This window comes from Haloarcula mannanilytica (assembly GCF_005406125.1).
GTDB classification, from domain to species: Archaea; Halobacteriota; Halobacteria; order Halobacteriales; family Haloarculaceae; genus Haloarcula; species Haloarcula mannanilytica.
Map to the genome: position 1 here is coordinate 307,725 of NZ_BIXZ01000001.1, position 17,448 is coordinate 325,172.

Here is a 17,448-nt window from a genome sequence, read left to right on the forward strand (position 1 = left end):
CGTGTTACGGTCGAGCGTAACCCAACTCCCGTCGGGGGGTTCTCGCTCGGTCCTGACGGACACGACAGAACTGCCAGAACTGTTTACCGAACTGCGTGAACACTGTGTTGCCCGACGCTATTGGCGTCGTCTGACGGGCAGTGCCGTTCCGCGCAAGTTCGGTGAGTCGCATGTTTATAATTATCCTTCATTCACACATAACCGTTGCGTGAGAACTGGCCACACACGGCACCGTTTCTCCGGAATCGGCCGCCGTTTGTGGACGTACGTCCCACCATGGGGAGAAATGCATGACAGATGAGGTAGCATCGGTCGGATTCCGGACAGTCGTCCCCGAGAGAGTGTGGCATAAAACCCCACGTAGCGTCGAGTCTCGCAACGTTTTTGCCGGGCCGTCCTTGACGAATTACATGGCGAACGATTCCGAGCCTTTCTCAGAGAAGCTCCGAGTACCGGAGGCGCTGACGTTCGACGATGTGCTCCTCAGACCCAAGGAGTCCCGCGTCGAGCCGGACGAAGCGGACACCGCGACACGGGTGTCGAAATCCGTCGAGCTGACCGTTCCGGTGCTGTCCGCGGCGATGGACACCGTCACTGAGAGCGACATGGCGATTGCGATGGCGCGACAGGGCGGTCTCGGCGTCCTCCACCGCAACATGAACGCCGACGAGATGGCGACCGAGATCGAGCGGGTCAAGCGCGCCGACGAACTCATCATCCGCGACGTGGTGACGGCCAGCCCGAGCCAGACTGTCCGCGAAGTCGACGAGATGATGGAGCGCCAGGGCGTCTCCGGCGCGCCTGTCGTCGATGACGACACCGACGAAGTACTGGGTATCATCTCCGGGACGGACATCCGGCCGTATCTGGAGGTCGGTGAGGACGACGCCGTCACGGACGCGATGACTGACGAAGTCGTCACCGCCCCCGAGGACGTGACCCCACGGGAAGCGCTGGAGCTGATGTACGACCACAAGATCGAGCGCGTTCCAATCGTCGACGACGAGAACCGCCTCGTCGGGCTGGTCACGATGCAGGGGATTCTCCAGCGACGGGAGTACGACCAGGCCGCCCGCGCGGACGACGGCTCGCTGCGCTGTGGTGCCGCCGTCGGCCCCTTCGAGATGGATCGCGCCCAGGTCGCGGATGAGGCCGGCGTTGACATCCTCTTCATCGACTGCGCGCACGCCCACAACGCCAATGTCATCGAGAGCGCCCGCGAGATCAAGGCCGAGGTCGACGCCGACGTGGTCGTCGGCAACATCGGGACCCGGGAAGCCGCCGAGGCCGTCGTCGACTTCGCCGACGGGGTCAAGGTCGGTATCGGTCCCGGCTCCATCTGTACGACCCGCGTCGTCACCGGCGCCGGCATGCCACAGATCACCGCCGTCTCACAGGTCGCCGACGTGGCGAGCCAGCACGACGTGCCGGTCATCGCCGACGGCGGCATCCGCTACTCCGGCGACGCCATCAAGGCCATCGCCGCCGGTGCGGACGCGGTGATGCTGGGTTCGTACTTCGCCGGGACCGATGAGGCACCGGGCCGCGTCATCACGATGAACGGCAAGAAGTACAAGCAGTACCGCGGCATGGGCAGCGTCGGTGCGATGAACGAGGGCGGCGGCGAACGCTACCTCAAAGACGACGAGGAGGGCGAGGAGTTCGTTCCCGAAGGCGTCGAAGCCGCGACGCCGTACAAAGGCTCACTGGCCTCCGAACTCCACCAGCTCGTCGGTGGGATGCAGTCCGGTATGGGCTATGTCGGCGCGGCGACGATTCCCGAGTTCAAGGAGCGCGCCGAGTTCGTGCGTGTCTCCGCGGCCGGACAGCAGGAGAGCCACCCACACGACGTGATGATCACGGACGAAGCGCCCAACTACAGCCCCGACAGCTAACGACGCACTGACCCACAGAAAAATAGATCCGCAACCGACTACAGTGCCGTTTCGCAGGCCGGGCTACACGCTTCCTTCTGTGCCGCGTTCGAGTCAGGGAAGGCTTTGAACGATTCATCGCAGTTGGCACACTCGTACGTATCGAAGTCGGACATAGCGGGCGGCCGTACTCACGCCGACACAAAAATTATTGCGACCTCTCAGCGGGCTCCATACTGTCGGACATAAGCCTTTCAAGAATTTCGCCACCCCGGGGTGGCGAATATCTTAACGAAGTTACGTCCAACAGTATCAGTCGTAGTAGTCCTCGTCCAGCGGCAGTTCGGTCCCCGAGGAAGTGACTTTTCCGACGGCGGTTTGCAGCGTCAGCGTCTCGCTGCACTCGGGGCAGATGACCGCCACGTCGACCTGTAGGGTGTCGTCGGATTCGTAGATGCCTAGGACCTCCGCATCGGAGGCGTACAGATACTCCGCCGACAGTTCGTGCTCGTGGTCGCGGGCGTAGTCGTACGTCATACATCCCTGCTACACCCGGGTCTGTGTTGACGGTTTCGGCGATTCCCAGTAGCAGCACATACGGGCACCCCTCCCCAAGGGACGGTCATGAGCGATTACGAAATCGAGGTCGGCACTTGGAACGACCTTTCCGAGGGTTCGACGGCCGTCCGAACGGCGGTGTTCGTCGAGGAACAGGGCGTCTCAGAGGCCGAGGAACTCGACGGCAGAGACCCGGACGCTGTGCAATTTCTGGCCCGGGATGGGGGGTCTCCGGTCGGGACCGCTCGGCTTCGGTTTCCAGAGCAGACAGTCGGCAAGGTCGAACGGGTCGCGGTCCGCAAGTCACACCGTGACGCCGGCGTCGGCTCGGCACTGATGCGGGCCGTCGAGGACGCCGCTCGCGACGAGGATGTGTCGGAACTCAAACTCCACGCACAGACTCGGGTCGAGGCGTTTTACCGGCAGCTGGGCTATGAGACGGTCAGCGACGAGTTCGAGGAGGCCGGTATCCCCCACGTCGAGATGCGCAAGCGGCTGGACGGGTAAGCGGTTCTCAAAGCGGGCTGGCAGCCGCCGTCTCCACCGAATTGAACGGCGTAGCCGGATGTCTCAGTACAAACATGTTTCCCTGATTCGCCCCTTCCCATGGTATGTTGCGACGAACCGAGTGGGTAGCCACCGCGAAGACGGTCGCTCGCATCGCATACGAGAGCGACATCAGGTATATCGCGACCTCGCTGGCGTACTACGCGTTCATTTCGCTGATGCCGGTCCTCCTGCTCGTTCTCGTCGTCTTCGGCCAGCAGCTCGTCGGCGCTGTCTCCGGTTCAGAGGCACAGTTTCTCACCCCCGATACACAGGAACTGTTGTACGAGGGGCTGACGACGGCCTCGGGACGGACAGCGGCGACTGTACTCTCCGTCGGCGTCCTGGCCTGGAGCGGGGCCAACGTCGCCGTCGGCTTCCTGACAGTCGTCGAGCGTACCGAGGCGGCAACGGAACGCCCCCTCAGACGGCAGGTGTACGACGCCGCGACCGTCCTCGCGACGCTCTCGGCCACGATTCTCGTCATTATCGCCCAGAGCGTGGTCCTGTCCGTCTCTGCGACCGGTCTTCTGAGCGTAATCGCCGGGTTCGCCGCCCTGTTTGTCGCACTGACCGTGACGCTGGTGCCCCTGTATTTCGTTCCGTCTCGCGTCGCCAGTACGCCGACCGACGCGCTGCCAGGCGCGATGACAACCGCTCTCGGCTGGACCGTCCTCCACGCGGCGATTCAGTTTTTCGCCGTCAACGCCGGTCAGTACGCGATCTACGGCGTCCTCAGCGGAATGATTCTCATTCTCACGAGCACGTACGTGGCCGCGATTGTGCTGATGGTCGGCGTCGTCGTCAACGCCGTCCTTGCCACCGACACTGACGACCTGTACGACGTGAGTAGCTGAGTCTGTGGGGGTGAACCCGCCGAAAATCCGGGAACTGCGCTCCTTTCGCTCGCTCGTTCTATCGTTCAACTCCGCTCGATAACCACTTTGCTCCTCACAGATAGTTCGTCCCAAAACGAACTGCACGGGATTTGAACCACGGTCGGACGTGCTCGCTTCGCTGTGCGCGACCTCCTGGTTCAAATCCTTCGGGCGTTTTCACTGCACACATTCGTTCGCAGGAAAACGGGCCGGAAGGGATTTGAACCCTCGACCGACGGCTTAAGAGGCCGTCGCTCTGCCAGACTGAGCTACCGGCCCAGTGCACTCAATCCTCTGGACGGCCCGGTAAAATAGGTTTTCATTCGGCCGCCTCGTGTCGGTCGGTCTCACGCCGCCCACCCCGCTCGGCGGGGCGGTAGCGGTAGAAATAGCTGGCATTAAAGAGGCTCGACGCCAAGCGATACAGACACTAATGAGTACAGCCAGCGGCATCACGATGGCCTCTATGTCGACCTACGCCATCCTCGGGTGTGGGAGTGTTGGCCACGCCGTGGCGGAAGAACTCGTCGAGGAGGGGAAAGACGTACTCATCCTCGACGCCGACGAGGGGCGAGTCGAGGCGCTCCGTGACCAGGATCTCAACGCACAGCAGGCCGACATCAGCGAAACCGACGTCGCCCAGACGGTCGCCGACCGCGACGTGGTGCTCATCATGTCCCCGGACGTGGACGCTAACGCAGAAGCGGTGCGAAACATCCGTGAATCCGGCGGCGAGCAGTTCGTCGTCGCCCGCGCTGACGACCCGGTCTCGGCCGACGAACTCACCGAACTCGGCGCGGACGTGGTCATCAACCCCTCCGCGGTCATCGCGGACTCGGCCCTTCGGGCACTGGAGACAGGCGAACTGGAGTTCAAGGCCTCCCAGCTCGGGGATGTTATCGACGGGACCGAGGAACGCATGGCGATTCTCATTCACCGGTCGCCGGACCCCGACTCCATCGCCTCGGCGGCCGCACTGCGGGCCATCGCTGCGAGCCGCGATATCGAGGCCGACATCATCTACGAGGGCGAGATCGGCCACCAGGAGAACCGGGCGTTCGTCAACCTGCTGGGCATCGAACTGACCTCGAACGAGGACGTGGACCTCGACGAGTACGACACGTTCGCGCTGGTCGATGTCGCCAAGGGCGGCGAGCCGGAAATCGAGTCGGTCGATATCGTTATCGACCACTACGAGCACGAACACGAACTCGAACACGACGCCGCCTTCTCCGATATCCGGCCGAACATCTCGGCCACCTCGACGATTCTGACGAAGTACATCCAGGAACTGGACCTCAACCTCGACCAGAGCGTCGCTACGGCGCTGCTGTACGGCATTCGCGCCGAGACGCTGGATTTCAAGCGCGACACCACGCCGGCGGATCTGACCGCCGCGGCGTACCTCTATCCGTTCGCCGACCACGACACGCTCGAACAGGTCGAATCGCCATCGATGAGCCCGGAGACGCTGGACGTACTCGCCGAGGCCATTCGGAACCGCGAGGTCCAGGGCAGTCACCTCGTGTCCAACGCCGGGTTCATCCGTGATCGGGACGCGCTGGCACAGGCGGCCCAGCACCTCCTGAACCTGGAGGGGATTACGACGACGGCCGTCTTCGCCATCGCCGACGACACCATCTACCTCGCTGCTCGCTCGAAGGATATCCGGATGAACATCGGCAAGGTCCTGTCGGACGCCTTCGGCGAGATGGGTGAGACGGCGGGCCACTCCACCGACGCCAGCGTCGAGATACCGCTTGGCATCTTCACCGGATTAGATACGAGCGACGACAACAGAGATACCCTGCTAGAACTCACCGAAGAAGCGGTCAAGCGGAAACTGTTCGAGGCGATGGGCGTCGACAGTTCCAGTAGCGAGAGTTCGAACGGAAACTAGGCGGGGACTTCCTCTTCTTCGTCGCCGGCCTCGGGCTGGCGAAGCCGTTCGACGATATCGCTGACGATGACCACATCGCCGACGGCCTGGACCCACCGGTACGGGATGATGACTCCGCGGGCCGCGTTTACGTCCTCGTCGAACAGTTCCGTGTTGAGTTGGTGGAGCGCTAGCCCTGTCACCTCTTTGCGGTCCAGTTCCAGACGCAGGTCTTCGACTTCACCGACAAAGACGCCGTTTTTCGAGTACACCTCACGACCCACGAGGGCTGTAATCTCCTGTGGCAGATTCTCCGTTCCCATACGACGGTGGTTGGTCGGGCGGCTTATAAAGTTTCTTTGCGAGTGAACAATCGCCTGGTTCGGTGTGACAGTCACGTCGCAGATCGGGATACCAGTTGCTGGACTGCCTTTGATCCGCAGTATTGCCGACCCCGAACAGGTAGCCCCCGCTCGCGCGGTCCGCGGGACTTTTGCTCCGGTTCCCCGTTCATTCGGTATGCTCGACCCCGGTGACCCCGCCCCGGACTTCGATCTGCAGGGGACAGCAGACGACGGTGTCGGAGCCTACCGGCTGTCAGCCGCGACGACCCGTGCGCCGGCAGTTGTGGCGTTCGTCCCCGAAGACGACCCCGATTCGCGGAGCCTCCTCGATTCACTCGCCATAACAGACTGGGCGAGCGTCTCGGACGCCGTGGCTGTCTTTGGTGTTCTCCCGGCCGATATCGACGACTGTCGGTCGCTGGCTGGGGCGTTGTCGCTGCCATACCCGCTGCTTGCCGATACGCACGGCGTCGCCAACCAGTTCGGCGTCCGAAAACAGGACGGGAGCGTTCAGCGAGCGGCGTTCGTCGTCGATCAGCGATGCCGTGTTCGGGCGGCAGCCGTATTCGACGACCCGGACGGAAGCGCGCCGGACCTCGACCCGATTCTTCGCGGTCTCGCTGATCTGTAGCTACTCGCCGCGGTCCAGTTCATCGGCAAGCAACCCGTACAGGTACACGTCTTCGTGGCGACCGTCGCGGAACCAGTGGTCCCGTAGGGTCCCCTCCCGCTCGAAGCCGGCCTTTTCGAGCACTCGCTGGGATCCGTCGTTGCCGGCCAGCACCTTGGCGTACACTCGGTGGAGTCGACGCGCCTGGAAGGCGTAGTCAACGACGGTTCGGACCGCGTCGGTCGCGTAGCCGTTCCCCCAAGCCTCCGGTGAAAGGAAGTAGCCGATTTCGGCGTTTCCCGGCTGGGTCGTGACGGCCATCAGCCCGACCGTACCGACCCGTTCACCGTCGACACAGACCAGTAGATGGACGTTCTCCGATTCGAGCCCGGTCTCGGATTCGAGCCACTCGCGTTCGGCCTGCTCTGTCATCGGCTGGGATGCCGAGAGACCGTGGCGCACGGCAGGGTCGTTGACCGTCTCCTGAAGGAACGGTACGTCCTCGTCCTCTATCGTCCGCAGCGCCACCGTTTCGCCGCGGAGGAACACTGGGCCGGGCATATCGGAACGAACACACAGTTGACACAAGACTGTTGTCGTAGTGTGGGGGTCGGTAACATGAGTAACCGCCTGTCGACGACACTCGGTGCAGAACGACACCCCAAAGGCATCCCAGCCCTGCTCTGCGGTATGGGAACGCCGCTGGATTCACGCGAAGAACAGGCAACAGAGGTCGTCGACCGACTCCACGAGGAATACCCCGATTCGACCATTTCGCTGAACTACAGCAACCGCTTAGAGTTGCTGATCGCCGTCGTCCTCTCGGCGCAGTGTACCGACGAGCGGGTCAACGAAGTCACCGAAGACCTGTTCGAGAAATACGAGCGCGCCCAGGACTACGCCGCCGCTAGCGAGGAGCAACTCGCCGAGGACATCTACGGCATCACGTTCCACAACAACAAGGGCGGCTATCTGCAGGGTATCGGCGAGATTCTGACCGAGGAACACGACGGCGAGGTCCCCGATACCATGTCTGCGCTGACCGACCTGCCGGGGGTCGGCCGCAAGACGGCCAACGTCGTCCTCCAGCACGGCCACGACATCGTCGAGGGCATCGTCGTCGACACGCACGTCCAGCGAATCGCACGGCGGCTGGGACTCACCGAGGAAGAGCGCCCGGAGGCCATCGAGCAGGACCTCCTCGACGTGGTCCCGAGCGACGAATGGCAGCAGTTCACCCACCTGCTCATCGACCACGGACGGGCGGTGTGTGGCGCGCGCTCGGCCGACTGCGATGCGTGCGTGCTCGCGGACATCTGTCCCTCCGAGAAGGGCGACAGCGAGGTCGACCTCGCCAGCAGCGAGGCGTGGTAGCTGCCGCCTTCAGTCCTCGTCACCGTCACCGAGTCGGACGGTGAGTACCGGCACGTCCGACGTTCTGACGACTTTCTCCGTGACACTGCCGAGCAGGTACCGTCCGACCCCGGTCCGTCCGTGGGTCCCCATCACGATGAGATCGATATCGTTCTCGTCGGCGTAGTCGAGGATGGCGCTGTGGGGGACCCCGCTTTCGACTGCCGTAACGGTCTCCACTGTGTCGACCTCGTCCACCGCTGCGTCGACGATAGCCTCGGACCGCTCACGGAGGTGCGCTTGGACACTGTGGTCTTCTCCGACCATCCCCGACTCTGTCATGCTCGGTTCCTCCGCTATCATCCCGGTCGAACCGGCCGCCGGTCCGGCGGCAGTCATCCCGATATGCGGCGATGTCGTGTCCAGCACGGTCATGACGTGTAGCGTCGCGTCGTGGGTCTCGGCGATGTTCTTGGCGTGTTCTAACGCCGCGCCCGCGCCGTCGCTGCCGTCCGTCGGAAAGAGGATGTGTTCGTACATTGGTCTTCCAGGTAGAAATTGACAAGCATCGATAATGAAACATCGAGACGGTTCGCAGAAACCGAGAACGGGGGCCGGCCGATGCAGAGATACCGGCGCTCAGGCCACGTACCGGAGGGCGTACCGAGCCACGCCGACGAGATACGCCAGCAGCCAGAAGATGACGTAGCCGAACACGCCGATGCGGAGCCGCGAGCGCCAGTGACTGAACGTCTCGTCGCCGATTTCGTCGAGCAGCAGGTCCTCGTCGTAGTCGTTGTAGAGGTCGTGTTGCCGTTTCGCGCGGAAGATGCGCACGATACCCGTTCCACCGAAAGCGAGCAGGGCGTACGCCTGGAGGCCGAGCATCGCGTGGACAGCCGAGAGGCCACCCAGCTGGTCCGGGAGCCGCGGCACCATCCACAACAGCATCGGGACGGTCGTCAGTATCAGGCCGGTCACGACAAACTTCAGGTGGTGGACAAGCACGTCCCAGGTGACCGGCTCGGTTTCGATGATGTAGTACGCGCCGTACAGGAAACAGGGGAGACTGAGCGTCACCGACAGTAACACGACAGTGGCTACGAGGCCGTCCGACACCATGGGCCGACCTAGGGCCAGTGCTCGCTAAAGACTGCCGGATGCAGAAGGTCAGAACTTGTAAGCCGTCGCAGTCCGTACAGCCGGCCAATGGCCGACCCGGACTCCACGTCTCCCACGGAGGACGAGCGCGGGAACACCCCTGCGGACGCGGTTTCCGCCGAAACTGAACCCGGCAAAACCGAGGCTGGAAACGGTACGGCAGTCGACGAGAGCGAGCAGGGTAGTGATCTCGATACGGAGGCCCTCCGCAAACAGGTCGAAGAGAAGTACGACTTCGACAACTTCGGCCCGGCTGACATGGCCGAGATGACCGCAGAGGAGTGGGACGTGGCCTTCGACGAGGACTCCTGGATCACCGGCGACGACCTGCTCGACCGGGTCACGCGGGACCTGCGGACGCGGGTGGCGAACCGGGACGTGTTCGCCCGCATCGAGCGCCACCAGGACCCGCCGCGCGTACTCGCGTACTCAGACGAGGGCTACGCAGTCGTCTACCCTGACGGGAGCCTGGAAGGGGAAGGAACTGTTATGCGCGACGTGAAGCCGACTGTCGCGCTGAGTTCGATGGAGTCCTACGACGTACCGGATGAGGTCCCCGACAGGCCGCTTCCCGAGCCGGAGGAAGTCCCCGAGGGCGGCGGCGAACTGGGCAACTGGATGCTACAGGCGATTGCCGGGACGCAGTTTCTCGCCGGCCTGGCCTTGCTTGCGGGGGCAGTACTAGCGACGGCTGGGGTCATCGGCAACAGGGGAACCAGCATCGCCCTGCTGGTGGTGGCTGGCGTCGCCTTCATCGGTGTCTCTCTTGTCCTCTTTTTCACCGTTGCAAACGCGCGGCTCTCTGACACGTTCCGCGCCGAGGAGTACCGGGACAGACTGCGGGCCATCGGACTTGAGGACGGCGAACGGCCGGAGTTCGTTCCGGACCTCGACCCACAGAATACGGGGTCTGAAGACGGGTCCGGCGAGACTGACGAAGCCGGGTAATGACGGTTCCTGCGGGTGGTATTCGGTGGGTTTATACAAACTCAGTCCTGATTCCAGAACGTATATGAACAGACGGGAGTTCGTCCGGACAGCAGGGGGGGCCGCCGGCGCTGCGGCGACCCTCAGTGCCACCGGCGCAGCCGCCGCACAGGAGGACGGCGGTGGCGGTGGCGAAACCGTCCCGGACTACGGCGGTTTCCTGGATTCGGTCGGGAACTTCGACGGGTCGACCGTCGACGCAACCGGGCAGGACACAGTAACTGTCGAGGTCGGCGTGCAGGCCAACGGCGGCGCGTACGGGTTCGGCCCGCCCGCCGTCCACGTCGACAACGGCGCAACCGTCCAGTGGGAATGGACGGGCAACGGCGGCGGCCACAACGTCGTCTCGGACGGCGACGGCCCGCTGGATTCGGGTAGTTCGACCTCCAGTGCCGGCGTCAACTACGAACACACATTCGAGGAGGACGGCATCTACTCGTACCTCTGTGTCCCCCACGAAGGACTCAACATGAAGGGGGCTATCGTTGTCGGCGAGGAATACCCGACACAGACGATCGGCGGCGGCGGCCCAGTCGAAGTCGACCCACACTACGCCGGCGTCCCGATTCAGCCCCACTACGTCGGGTTCGGAGCCGGGCTCGCAGTCATCATTCCGCTCATCTTCACGTTCTTCCAGCTGAAGTACGGTGAATCACCACACACCAGCGGAGGGAACAACTGATGGCGTCCGAAGGCTCCACCTATGGTGACATCCACCGGTACGAACCGCCACGCGAGAGCACAGCGGCCGCCGTCGGAATCGTGCTCCTGACGGTGATTCAGGTCGGCCTCGTCGGCCTCTTCACCTACGGCATGATCGCCGGGTGGGCGTCCGGTATCGGCACGACGCTGACGGTGCGGCTCATCGAGGCCAACATGTTCCTCGGTGGCGTCCTGACAGCCATCTTCATCGACCTGGCGTTCATCATGCTGCTGTACCGCAAGGAGTTCCTCCCCGATGTGATGATCGTGAAGAAACGCCGTCGCAAGTGGGAGGACCTCTACATCCGGCAGGAGGACGTTGACGGAGAGACAATGGCGGACGGCGACAAGTTCGCAGAGACATTCAAACGCGCAGTGTACCCATACTACAAGAAATAATATATGCCACTTGATGAAGACAAATACCCGGCTGAAACAGGCCGTCGTCGCTTCGTAAAGGGTGTCGTCGGAAGCGCAGCCCTCTCCGGCGTCGGCGTCGGTGGCGCTGCAGCCGTCGACGCGACGACAGACGCCGCCGGCGAAGGTGGCGGGACGACCCCGTTCGTCGCCGTCGAAAACACAGACGGCCCAGCCCCACGGGGGATGCCGATCATCCCAATCGAAATCAACGGCGGCGAAATCAGCGGCCTCTGGCCGGAGTACGACGAAAACGCAGGTGCGGCCGTCGCGTCGGACTTCGGTGGCAGCGGTATCGACTACTCCTCGCAGTGGTTCCAGTACTGCGGTATCCAGAGTACTGCGGCGATCTACCCGCAATCCGAGCGGAACAACACGTTCCTCAACGACACTGGGACCTTCTCCTGGCAGGGTGAGTACGACGACGGGCAACCGCTCACGGTCGACATGTTCGACGACTACCAGGAGTGGGGCAACGGCATCGGCGACCCCGGCGTCGGGAAGCCCGCAAGCGTCGTCTGGCGGACCAACAGCGAAGGAAGTAACGGCGCTCCGGTACAGATTATCAGGTCAGTCGAAGTCGAGAAGATGGCCAACGGCGAGGGCGAGTACGCGGACCTCCCCGGGAACGTCCAGTCGTTCGTCTCTGAGGCGACCGATCAGGGCTTCATTGCCTGGCTGAACAAGTGCACACACTTCTGCTGTGTGCCCGGATTCAAAACCCAGGAAGGGAGCGCGAACTTCGGCGGCGCAAACGCTATTTACTGTCAGTGCCACCAATCAGTGTACGACCCGTTCAGTCCCGTGCAATCGACGTTCGTGGCGCTGCCACGCCCCCCACAGACGGAGTAACCAATGAGTCTCGAACGCAAAGACGAACACGACCACAAAGGCTGGATGGAATCGCGCGAGCTGACGCCGATCGAATCGGTGTACCTGACCGTGCTCATCTGGCTCGACAGGCGGCTCCGCGTCGTTGACTATCTGGAGATCCTCGAAGATCTCTACTACAAGGTCAACATGCAGATGCCGAAGAGTCACACGGAACAGTACAACCTCGACAACAAGTTCTGGTACTGGTATCCACTGTATGCGCTCGGGTCGTTCTCGACGGTCGCATACATCGTCGCCGCGATATCCGGCGCATTACTGGGTTTTTACTACGCACCGGCCGCTGCGGCCGCTGACGGGTCGCCGACGGTCGCGTACGATTCGGTGATGCTCATCATGGGGCAGCTCAACCTGGGCTACTTCCTGCGCTCGGTCCACCGCTGGGCGGCCCAGATTATGGTCGCCGCCGTGTTCCTCCACATGCTCCGCGTGTATTTCACCGGGGCCTACAAGGAACCGCGCGAGCTGAACTGGCTCATCGGCATCGTCCTGATCTCGCTGACGCTGGTGTTCGGGTACACGGGCTACCTGCTGCCGTGGAGCCAGCTGTCGTTCTGGGCCGGCCAGATCGGCGTCGAGATGTCACTCTCTATCCCGCTCATCGGTGAGTGGGTCGCACAGCTAATGTTCGGCGGGTTCACGCTCTCGCAGGCCACGCTACAGCGGATGTATATCCTGCACGTGTTCTTCCTGCCGTTCATCACGACTGCCATCATCGCGGTCCACATCGGCATCGTCTGGATGCAGGGGATCGCTGAACCACACTAATACTATGAGCGACAACGACACAGACGACGTTCGTACGGACGGTTCCGGCACCGGTATCGTCTCGCCGGACGACGAGACTCCCGCGTGGTCCGAGCGCAAGGAGCGGACCCAGGGGCTCTCCCGGCTGACTTACGAGTACTTCGAGCGGGCGCGCCGCGAAGACCAGGACCTTCGACAACAGTCGGACTACGTCGAACGTGACGTGCTCGCGTTCCCAGCCTGGCCCCACGAGATGATGCGCAACATCGCGCTGACATCTTTCTTCGTGGGCATGATACTGTTCGTCTCGGCGACGCTCCCACCGGAGATGCCGAACCCGGCGAACTCCAGCGTGACGCCGGCGATTATCCTGCCGGACTGGTATCTCTACTGGTCCTTTGGCCTGCTCAAGCTCGGCCCGCTGAACCCCGAACTGAGCATCCTCGGCGGCTCGAAGCTCATGGCTGACCGGACCTACGGTGTGTTGGCAAACGTCGTGGTCGTCGGCTTCGTCGCTATCGTGCCCTTCCTGAACAAGGGCTCGGCGCGACGCCCCGTTGAGCAGCCGTTCTGGGCTGCGGTCGGGATGTCCGGCGTCATCTTCAGCCTGACCATCGCCGCGCTGTCCATCAAGAACCTCGTCCCGATGGACTCGCACCTGCTGTTTGACCTCACCTTCCTCGTCCCCATCGTCAGCGCGACCATCACCTACGCGGTGCTGAAGACGATGCGCGAGGGATACATGTTCGACCTCAACCGTCGGTACTACCGGCTGCGACCGCCGAAGTAATCAGCCGAAAACGCCGCCGGCTTCATTTTTACCGTCTGTCGCTCCGCTCACTGTCCCAGCGACCCGTCTCGCCGCAGTAAAGTAGCTGCCGTCCGTGTATTCGACAATGACAAAGCGCGAGTCAGCGGGATCCGACGAGGGATCCGAGCGGCGGGACGTTGTGGTCCCGCTCCGCGTCTACAAGGCTGTGACCGTGTTTTCGACGCTGTTTGCGGTTGTCAGCGTCGTCGCCGGATTCATCCTCGTCGACGTAGCGACCCAGCGGGCGTCGGCACCGGCCTCGGAAATCGACGTTCCGGTCGGGATCGCCGGGATCGCCTGTATCCTCGCTGGCACAGTCGTCTACGCCTTCTCGACGCGGTTCCGAACCGAGGAAATGGGAAAGTCTAAAGACGACGCTACCTAACGTTCAGATAATGGCTGACGAGTTCATGAAGGGGTTCGCGTGCCTCATGGTCGGCGGACTGGGTTGGATGACCATCAAGGGCTGGTACAACACGCCGAGTTTCGAGGGGGCACAGCTCACCGGCGAACTTACCATCGAGGAACCGACCGTGTTCGACCAGATAGCGCTGTTCATGGGCGATGCGTTCTTCTGGTTTGCAGTTCTTGGCGCACTGACCTTCTGGGTCGTGCTCCCACTGGTCAGCGAGTTCCAGACGTACCTCAACGAACGCTCGGCGTAACGGCCGGGTAACACCGTTCTTTTCGACGGGTAGACCTGACGCCGGTCTCAGTTCGCCGTCTGGTCAGAAATCATGTTGCGATCCTCGTCGCGTACCTGAATCCCGCGTGAACCAAGCGCCGCCGCGAATTTTGTTGGTGACACCCCGCTATACGCTGCTGCTTCTTCGAGTGAGAGTGTTTTCCCGCGATACAGCGTCAGTGCCGTTGTGAGGGACCTGTGTGACATCTTCGTCTACAACGATACAAATACAGTAGAAGTATTAAACTATTTCGGCATATACCAGACCAATCATTCGCAGAAATAGCTATTTATTGGATGGGCATATTCTAAATGGCGTCAAAATTATACATTGCTGTGGTTTGAATAGAGGGAGGAACAGACTGCATACGGAGGGCTCTGAGTATAGCCAACTACCGATGTTCGCGAGTAACGGGAAGAAGACGAAAACGCGGCGACAGGGTCAGACGAGGGCGCTCCAGGGACCCTTGATGACCCAGAAGAGGCTCTGATAGCCCGCGTACATGAACATCACGAGGGCGGCGACGATGGCCCCTTTCGGCCGTTCCAGCGGGATGTCACGGCGCGCTTCGACTTTTCGGGACTCGAACTCGAAGAAGTCGGTGATGACTGCGCCGAGCACGAGCACGGACAGCACCATCCCGCCGTGGTGGTGCATCGTCATGTAGAAAAACGACAGCACGATCAGTGCGATGTTGGTGAACGTGTGTGCCGGATGGCGGCTGATCGCGTCCGCACCGTCGTTTTCGTACTGTTTGACGTGACTTCTGTGGGCGAGCTGCCGGGTCAGGAAGTTGACAACCACCACTCCGAAGATGATGTATTCGATGAGGAGCGCACCGCCGACTGTCGGACTCCCCAGAATGGTATCCAATGGCCCAAAGAGCGTTACGGATGGCTGCATACGCAAAACTCTGTCCACCGTCCATTAGTGTCTTTCCAATCTCACTCGAATCTGGACTGGCTCTGGTCGACGACAGCGGTCCGAACCGGGGAGCCAAGCGATATCGTGACCGACTCCCCGTAGCTGACGGTCCGTGACACGCGGTCGTCGACCAGCAGTTCGACGGTCGCCTCGTCGCGCTCGACCGAGGCGCTGAGTCCGGCGACCGGCAACACCCAGTGGTCCGGGTCGGTCGCAAACGGCGCGATCGGCGCGATCACCGCCTGTTTGGACGGCGCTAAAATCGGGCCGCCGACGCGATGGGCATAGCCCGGCGACCCGGCGGCCGTGGCGATGACCACACCGTCGGCCCGGAACTGGCCGATGCGGTCAGTCGTCGACGCGACAGTGAACTCGGAGATACGGGCGGCGTCGGCGGTGACGAGAGTCACGTCCCAGAACGCCTGTTCGACAGTGCCGTCGGACATCGCCACACGGAGGACAGGGTGTGTTTCGACGCGGGCATCTGCAAGCGCCGACACAGCGTCGGCAGCGTCGGCTCGCGGTACTGACCGGACGCCGCGACCGGCCGCGACCGGCAACACGAGTGGATCACCGTCGGCCCGTGCCACAGAAGCGACGGCGTCTTCGCCGACGGCGACAATTCGGTCAGTGTCCGGAACTGAGCCGTCACGACCCCGCTCAACAGCCACGCCGGCGTCTCGAAGCACGTCTGCCAGGCCGTCGTCACCGACTACACCAACGGGGGTTCCCATCACCTGAAACTCCGGGCCGGCGGAAAAAAAGCTGCCGCACTCCGGCGTGTGTTCGCGCTCAAATATCCAAACGACGGCGCGCGTATTCGACGAGGATCGGCATGTCCGAGAGATGAGTTAGCTTCGCAATTGCCCGACGGTCGCCGCCGTTGATCTGCCTGAGGGTGTCCTGTCCGGTGCTCCGGAGGTCATCCATCAACTGATCGTACCGCTCGTTGGGGGCGAGATACAGCAGTTCCGTCATCATCAGGCGGGCGTTGTGTTTCGGGGCCACCTCGCTGTGCCAGAGTTGGTCGTAGACGGAGAGGTTTTCCGCGGAGGTGTCGGGTTCGTCCGGCTTGAGCGCCGAATCCGCCGTCGCGGCGGCGGCGCGGGCCGATTTCATCCCCTTGTGGATGCCCTCACCCCACAGCGGATCGACGGTCGGGACGGTGTCGCCGATAGCCATGAAGCTGTCCGTGCTCATCGAATCGGGCGGCTGGATGTGGGCCGACCCGCGGTGGGCTTGTGTCCCCTCGATTCGCTCGGCGTCGTCGAATCTCGGGTCCGAATCGAGCCAGTAGTCGAGATAGTCGTCGATCCCCATCCCGTCTTTCGCGTACTTGTCGTGTGATTCGTTCTGGATGTAACAGAGACCGACCTTCGCCCTGTCTTCGCCGGTGTGGAAAACCCAGGAGTAGCCACCTGGAGCGAGGTCGTGATCCAGTCGGAGCATCATCGCGTCCCGGAGGTCGGCGTAGTCGTCGTGATTGACTTCGACGCCCTCGAACTCGTACTCGACGCCGATGGCCTGGTGGTCCCGCTGGAGGTCACATACATCGAGTTTCTTCGCCAGCGGCGCGGCAGGGCCGGTGGCGTCAATGACAATGTCCGCATACACTTCTTCGTCGCCGTCGTAGCGCACGCCGGCGATCTCTCCGTTCTCCATGATCGGGGCTGAAACGCGGGAGTCAAACCGATATGTGGCGCCCCGTTCCCGGCCTTCCGAGACGAGCCACTGTTTGAACTCCGCGAACTCCAGAACGGCCCCGGTCTGGTTGCGGACGTAGTGGTCGTTTGGCGACTCAAGCACGACGTTGTCCGTGTAGTTCATCACCACGTCGTCGGGAATCGCAAACCCCGTCATCGCCGACATGAACGTCCCGGCAGTGGACTTGTTGCTCTGACGCGGGAACCCGTCTTCGGGCTCGGTTTCGAGAACAAGCACCTCGTAGTTTCGCTCCGCTAGATCACGGGCACACTGCGCCCCCGCAGGCCCGGCCCCGGCTATCACCACGTCAAAGCGCTCGCGCATGGTTGTGGGTATCCCCTGTTGGTAATCAGTCTTTCCGAATACACTGGCGGCG

At 62.5% G+C, this 17,448-nt stretch carries 23 protein-coding genes and 1 tRNA gene; 14 read left to right on the top strand and 10 right to left on the bottom strand.

Translation table 11 applies throughout. The features are described 5' to 3' along the window. The first annotated feature begins 410 nt into the window (after positions 1-410). Complete coding sequence (guaB, locus tag Harman_RS01500) at positions 411-1,895, top strand: IMP dehydrogenase (RefSeq protein WP_137682059.1); 1,485 nt, start codon at positions 411-413, stop codon at positions 1,893-1,895. Between the two features lie 291 nt (positions 1,896-2,186). Here guaB and Harman_RS01505 read toward each other — a convergent pair whose 3' ends face one another. After that, positions 2,187-2,411 (bottom strand): hypothetical protein, encoded by a 225-nt coding sequence (locus tag Harman_RS01505; RefSeq protein WP_137682060.1) that lies wholly within the window; start codon positions 2,409-2,411, stop codon positions 2,187-2,189. 87 nt (positions 2,412-2,498) lie between these two features. On the opposite strand from Harman_RS01505, the gene Harman_RS01510 reads away from it, so the two are divergent. Together Harman_RS01510 and Harman_RS01515 are read left to right on the top strand one after the other, a co-directional pair. Beyond that, on the top strand, positions 2,499-2,939 hold the full coding sequence (locus Harman_RS01510) for a GNAT family N-acetyltransferase (RefSeq protein ID WP_137682061.1): 441 nt from the start codon (positions 2,499-2,501) through the stop codon (positions 2,937-2,939). 104 nt (positions 2,940-3,043) lie between these two features. Continuing rightward, the gene (locus Harman_RS01515) at positions 3,044-3,835 is read left to right on the top strand and encodes a YihY/virulence factor BrkB family protein (protein ID WP_137682062.1); all 792 of its coding nucleotides are present in this window, start codon (positions 3,044-3,046) and stop codon (positions 3,833-3,835) included. A 226-nt stretch (positions 3,836-4,061) separates the two neighbouring features. On the opposite strand, the gene Harman_RS01520 is transcribed toward Harman_RS01515, so the two are convergent. Continuing rightward, positions 4,062-4,135, bottom strand: a tRNA-Lys gene (locus Harman_RS01520). Between the two features lie 154 nt (positions 4,136-4,289). On the opposite strand from Harman_RS01520, the gene Harman_RS01525 reads away from it, so the two are divergent. After that, complete coding sequence (locus Harman_RS01525; RefSeq protein ID WP_137682063.1) at positions 4,290-5,756, top strand: DHH family phosphoesterase; 1,467 nt, start codon at positions 4,290-4,292, stop codon at positions 5,754-5,756. Here Harman_RS01525 and Harman_RS01530 read toward each other — a convergent pair. Next, positions 5,753-6,058: a PRC-barrel domain-containing protein gene (locus Harman_RS01530; RefSeq protein WP_137682064.1), complete on the bottom strand. Its 306-nt coding sequence runs from the start codon at positions 6,056-6,058 to the stop codon at positions 5,753-5,755. The two genes, Harman_RS01525 and Harman_RS01530, sit on opposite strands and share 4 nt — an antisense overlap. Positions 6,059-6,254: 196 nt before the next feature. On the opposite strand from Harman_RS01530, the gene Harman_RS01535 reads away from it, so the two are divergent. Further along, positions 6,255-6,710: a redoxin domain-containing protein gene (locus Harman_RS01535; protein WP_137682065.1), complete on the top strand. Its 456-nt coding sequence runs from the start codon at positions 6,255-6,257 to the stop codon at positions 6,708-6,710. On the opposite strand, the gene Harman_RS01540 is transcribed toward Harman_RS01535, so the two are convergent. Next, positions 6,711-7,250, bottom strand: a complete 540-nt coding sequence (locus Harman_RS01540; protein WP_137682066.1) for a GNAT family N-acetyltransferase — start codon at positions 7,248-7,250, stop codon at positions 6,711-6,713. It lies immediately after the preceding gene. A gap of 129 nt (positions 7,251-7,379) precedes the next feature. Here Harman_RS01540 and nth point away from each other — a divergent pair, with 129 nt between their 5' ends. Beyond that, positions 7,380-8,063: an endonuclease III gene (gene nth / locus Harman_RS01545; RefSeq protein ID WP_137683108.1), complete on the top strand. Its 684-nt coding sequence runs from the start codon at positions 7,380-7,382 to the stop codon at positions 8,061-8,063. 9 nt (positions 8,064-8,072) lie between these two features. On the opposite strand, the gene Harman_RS01550 is transcribed toward nth, so the two are convergent. Next, positions 8,073-8,582: a universal stress protein gene (locus Harman_RS01550; RefSeq protein WP_137682067.1), complete on the bottom strand. Its 510-nt coding sequence runs from the start codon at positions 8,580-8,582 to the stop codon at positions 8,073-8,075. 99 nt (positions 8,583-8,681) lie between these two features. After that, complete coding sequence (locus Harman_RS01555; RefSeq protein WP_137682068.1) at positions 8,682-9,164, bottom strand: DUF7321 family protein; 483 nt, start codon at positions 9,162-9,164, stop codon at positions 8,682-8,684. 87 nt (positions 9,165-9,251) lie between these two features. Here Harman_RS01555 and Harman_RS01560 point away from each other — a divergent pair, with 87 nt between their 5' ends. The 8 genes from Harman_RS01560 to Harman_RS01595 all read left to right on the top strand — a co-directional run bounded on the left by Harman_RS01560 (position 9,252) and on the right by Harman_RS01595 (position 14,423). Continuing rightward, positions 9,252-10,151 carry a DUF7319 domain-containing protein gene (locus Harman_RS01560; protein WP_137682069.1) on the top strand — a complete coding sequence of 300 codons (900 nt, stop codon included), beginning with the start codon at positions 9,252-9,254 and terminating at the stop codon, positions 10,149-10,151. Positions 10,152-10,215: 64 nt separating this feature from the next. After that, positions 10,216-10,872 carry a halocyanin domain-containing protein gene (locus Harman_RS01565; protein WP_137682070.1) on the top strand — a complete coding sequence of 219 codons (657 nt, stop codon included), beginning with the start codon at positions 10,216-10,218 and terminating at the stop codon, positions 10,870-10,872. Then, entirely contained in the window at positions 10,872-11,291 is a 420-nt protein-coding gene (locus Harman_RS01570) for a DUF7318 family protein (RefSeq protein WP_137682071.1), read from the top strand. The genes Harman_RS01565 and Harman_RS01570 overlap by 1 nt, the downstream gene beginning before the upstream one ends. A 3-nt stretch (positions 11,292-11,294) precedes the next feature. Further along, complete coding sequence (locus Harman_RS01575; protein WP_137682072.1) at positions 11,295-12,161, top strand: Rieske 2Fe-2S domain-containing protein; 867 nt, start codon at positions 11,295-11,297, stop codon at positions 12,159-12,161. 3 nt (positions 12,162-12,164) lie between these two features. After that, complete coding sequence (locus tag Harman_RS01580) at positions 12,165-12,968, top strand: cytochrome b (protein ID WP_058996093.1); 804 nt, start codon at positions 12,165-12,167, stop codon at positions 12,966-12,968. A 4-nt stretch (positions 12,969-12,972) separates the two neighbouring features. Beyond that, the gene (locus Harman_RS01585; RefSeq protein ID WP_137682073.1) at positions 12,973-13,737 is read left to right on the top strand and encodes a cytochrome bc complex cytochrome b subunit; all 765 of its coding nucleotides are present in this window, start codon (positions 12,973-12,975) and stop codon (positions 13,735-13,737) included. 106 nt (positions 13,738-13,843) lie between these two features. Further along, positions 13,844-14,143 carry a DUF7315 family membrane protein gene (locus Harman_RS01590; RefSeq protein WP_137682074.1) on the top strand — a complete coding sequence of 100 codons (300 nt, stop codon included), beginning with the start codon at positions 13,844-13,846 and terminating at the stop codon, positions 14,141-14,143. A gap of 10 nt (positions 14,144-14,153) precedes the next feature. After that, positions 14,154-14,423: a DUF7314 family protein gene (locus Harman_RS01595; protein WP_137682075.1), complete on the top strand. Its 270-nt coding sequence runs from the start codon at positions 14,154-14,156 to the stop codon at positions 14,421-14,423. 47 nt (positions 14,424-14,470) lie between these two features. On the opposite strand, the gene Harman_RS01600 is transcribed toward Harman_RS01595, so the two are convergent. The 4 genes from Harman_RS01600 to Harman_RS01615 all read right to left on the bottom strand — a co-directional run bounded on the left by Harman_RS01600 (position 14,471) and on the right by Harman_RS01615 (position 17,396). Further along, on the bottom strand, positions 14,471-14,650 hold the full coding sequence (locus Harman_RS01600) for a DUF7317 family protein (protein ID WP_137682076.1): 180 nt from the start codon (positions 14,648-14,650) through the stop codon (positions 14,471-14,473). A gap of 235 nt (positions 14,651-14,885) precedes the next feature. Next, on the bottom strand, positions 14,886-15,347 hold the full coding sequence (locus Harman_RS01605) for a DUF7313 family protein (RefSeq protein WP_137682077.1): 462 nt from the start codon (positions 15,345-15,347) through the stop codon (positions 14,886-14,888). A 41-nt stretch (positions 15,348-15,388) separates the two neighbouring features. Further along, positions 15,389-16,102 (bottom strand): NAD(+)/NADH kinase, encoded by a 714-nt coding sequence (locus tag Harman_RS01610; protein WP_137682078.1) that lies wholly within the window; start codon positions 16,100-16,102, stop codon positions 15,389-15,391. Positions 16,103-16,160: 58 nt separating this feature from the next. Continuing rightward, positions 16,161-17,396, bottom strand: coding sequence for a digeranylgeranylglycerophospholipid reductase (locus tag Harman_RS01615; protein WP_137682079.1), 1,236 nt, complete (start codon positions 17,394-17,396; stop codon positions 16,161-16,163). Between the last annotated feature and the right edge of the window lie 52 nt (positions 17,397-17,448).

What these genes read in the sequence shown, in the direction of transcription:
- guaB (WP_137682059.1), top strand. Translation starts at nt 411, where the DNA reads ATGGCGAACGATTCCGAGCCTTTCTCAGAGAAGCTCCGAGTACCGGAG.
- Harman_RS01505 (WP_137682060.1), bottom strand. Translation starts at nt 2,411, where the DNA reads ATGACGTACGACTACGCCCGCGACCACGAGCACGAACTGTCGGCGGAG.
- Harman_RS01510 (WP_137682061.1), top strand. Translation starts at nt 2,499, where the DNA reads ATGAGCGATTACGAAATCGAGGTCGGCACTTGGAACGACCTTTCCGAG.
- Harman_RS01515 (WP_137682062.1), top strand. Translation starts at nt 3,044, where the DNA reads ATGTTGCGACGAACCGAGTGGGTAGCCACCGCGAAGACGGTCGCTCGC.
- Harman_RS01525 (WP_137682063.1), top strand. Translation starts at nt 4,290, where the DNA reads ATGAGTACAGCCAGCGGCATCACGATGGCCTCTATGTCGACCTACGCC.
- Harman_RS01530 (WP_137682064.1), bottom strand. Translation starts at nt 6,058, where the DNA reads ATGGGAACGGAGAATCTGCCACAGGAGATTACAGCCCTCGTGGGTCGT.
- Harman_RS01535 (WP_137682065.1), top strand. Translation starts at nt 6,255, where the DNA reads ATGCTCGACCCCGGTGACCCCGCCCCGGACTTCGATCTGCAGGGGACA.
- Harman_RS01540 (WP_137682066.1), bottom strand. Translation starts at nt 7,250, where the DNA reads ATGCCCGGCCCAGTGTTCCTCCGCGGCGAAACGGTGGCGCTGCGGACG.
- nth (WP_137683108.1), top strand. Translation starts at nt 7,380, where the DNA reads ATGGGAACGCCGCTGGATTCACGCGAAGAACAGGCAACAGAGGTCGTC.
- Harman_RS01550 (WP_137682067.1), bottom strand. Translation starts at nt 8,582, where the DNA reads ATGTACGAACACATCCTCTTTCCGACGGACGGCAGCGACGGCGCGGGC.
- Harman_RS01555 (WP_137682068.1), bottom strand. Translation starts at nt 9,164, where the DNA reads ATGGTGTCGGACGGCCTCGTAGCCACTGTCGTGTTACTGTCGGTGACG.
- Harman_RS01560 (WP_137682069.1), top strand. Translation starts at nt 9,252, where the DNA reads ATGGCCGACCCGGACTCCACGTCTCCCACGGAGGACGAGCGCGGGAAC.
- Harman_RS01565 (WP_137682070.1), top strand. Translation starts at nt 10,216, where the DNA reads ATGAACAGACGGGAGTTCGTCCGGACAGCAGGGGGGGCCGCCGGCGCT.
- Harman_RS01570 (WP_137682071.1), top strand. Translation starts at nt 10,872, where the DNA reads ATGGCGTCCGAAGGCTCCACCTATGGTGACATCCACCGGTACGAACCG.
- Harman_RS01575 (WP_137682072.1), top strand. Translation starts at nt 11,295, where the DNA reads ATGCCACTTGATGAAGACAAATACCCGGCTGAAACAGGCCGTCGTCGC.
- Harman_RS01580 (WP_058996093.1), top strand. Translation starts at nt 12,165, where the DNA reads ATGAGTCTCGAACGCAAAGACGAACACGACCACAAAGGCTGGATGGAA.
- Harman_RS01585 (WP_137682073.1), top strand. Translation starts at nt 12,973, where the DNA reads ATGAGCGACAACGACACAGACGACGTTCGTACGGACGGTTCCGGCACC.
- Harman_RS01590 (WP_137682074.1), top strand. Translation starts at nt 13,844, where the DNA reads ATGACAAAGCGCGAGTCAGCGGGATCCGACGAGGGATCCGAGCGGCGG.
- Harman_RS01595 (WP_137682075.1), top strand. Translation starts at nt 14,154, where the DNA reads ATGGCTGACGAGTTCATGAAGGGGTTCGCGTGCCTCATGGTCGGCGGA.
- Harman_RS01600 (WP_137682076.1), bottom strand. Translation starts at nt 14,650, where the DNA reads ATGTCACACAGGTCCCTCACAACGGCACTGACGCTGTATCGCGGGAAA.
- Harman_RS01605 (WP_137682077.1), bottom strand. Translation starts at nt 15,347, where the DNA reads ATGCAGCCATCCGTAACGCTCTTTGGGCCATTGGATACCATTCTGGGG.
- Harman_RS01610 (WP_137682078.1), bottom strand. Translation starts at nt 16,102, where the DNA reads ATGGGAACCCCCGTTGGTGTAGTCGGTGACGACGGCCTGGCAGACGTG.
- Harman_RS01615 (WP_137682079.1), bottom strand. Translation starts at nt 17,396, where the DNA reads ATGCGCGAGCGCTTTGACGTGGTGATAGCCGGGGCCGGGCCTGCGGGG.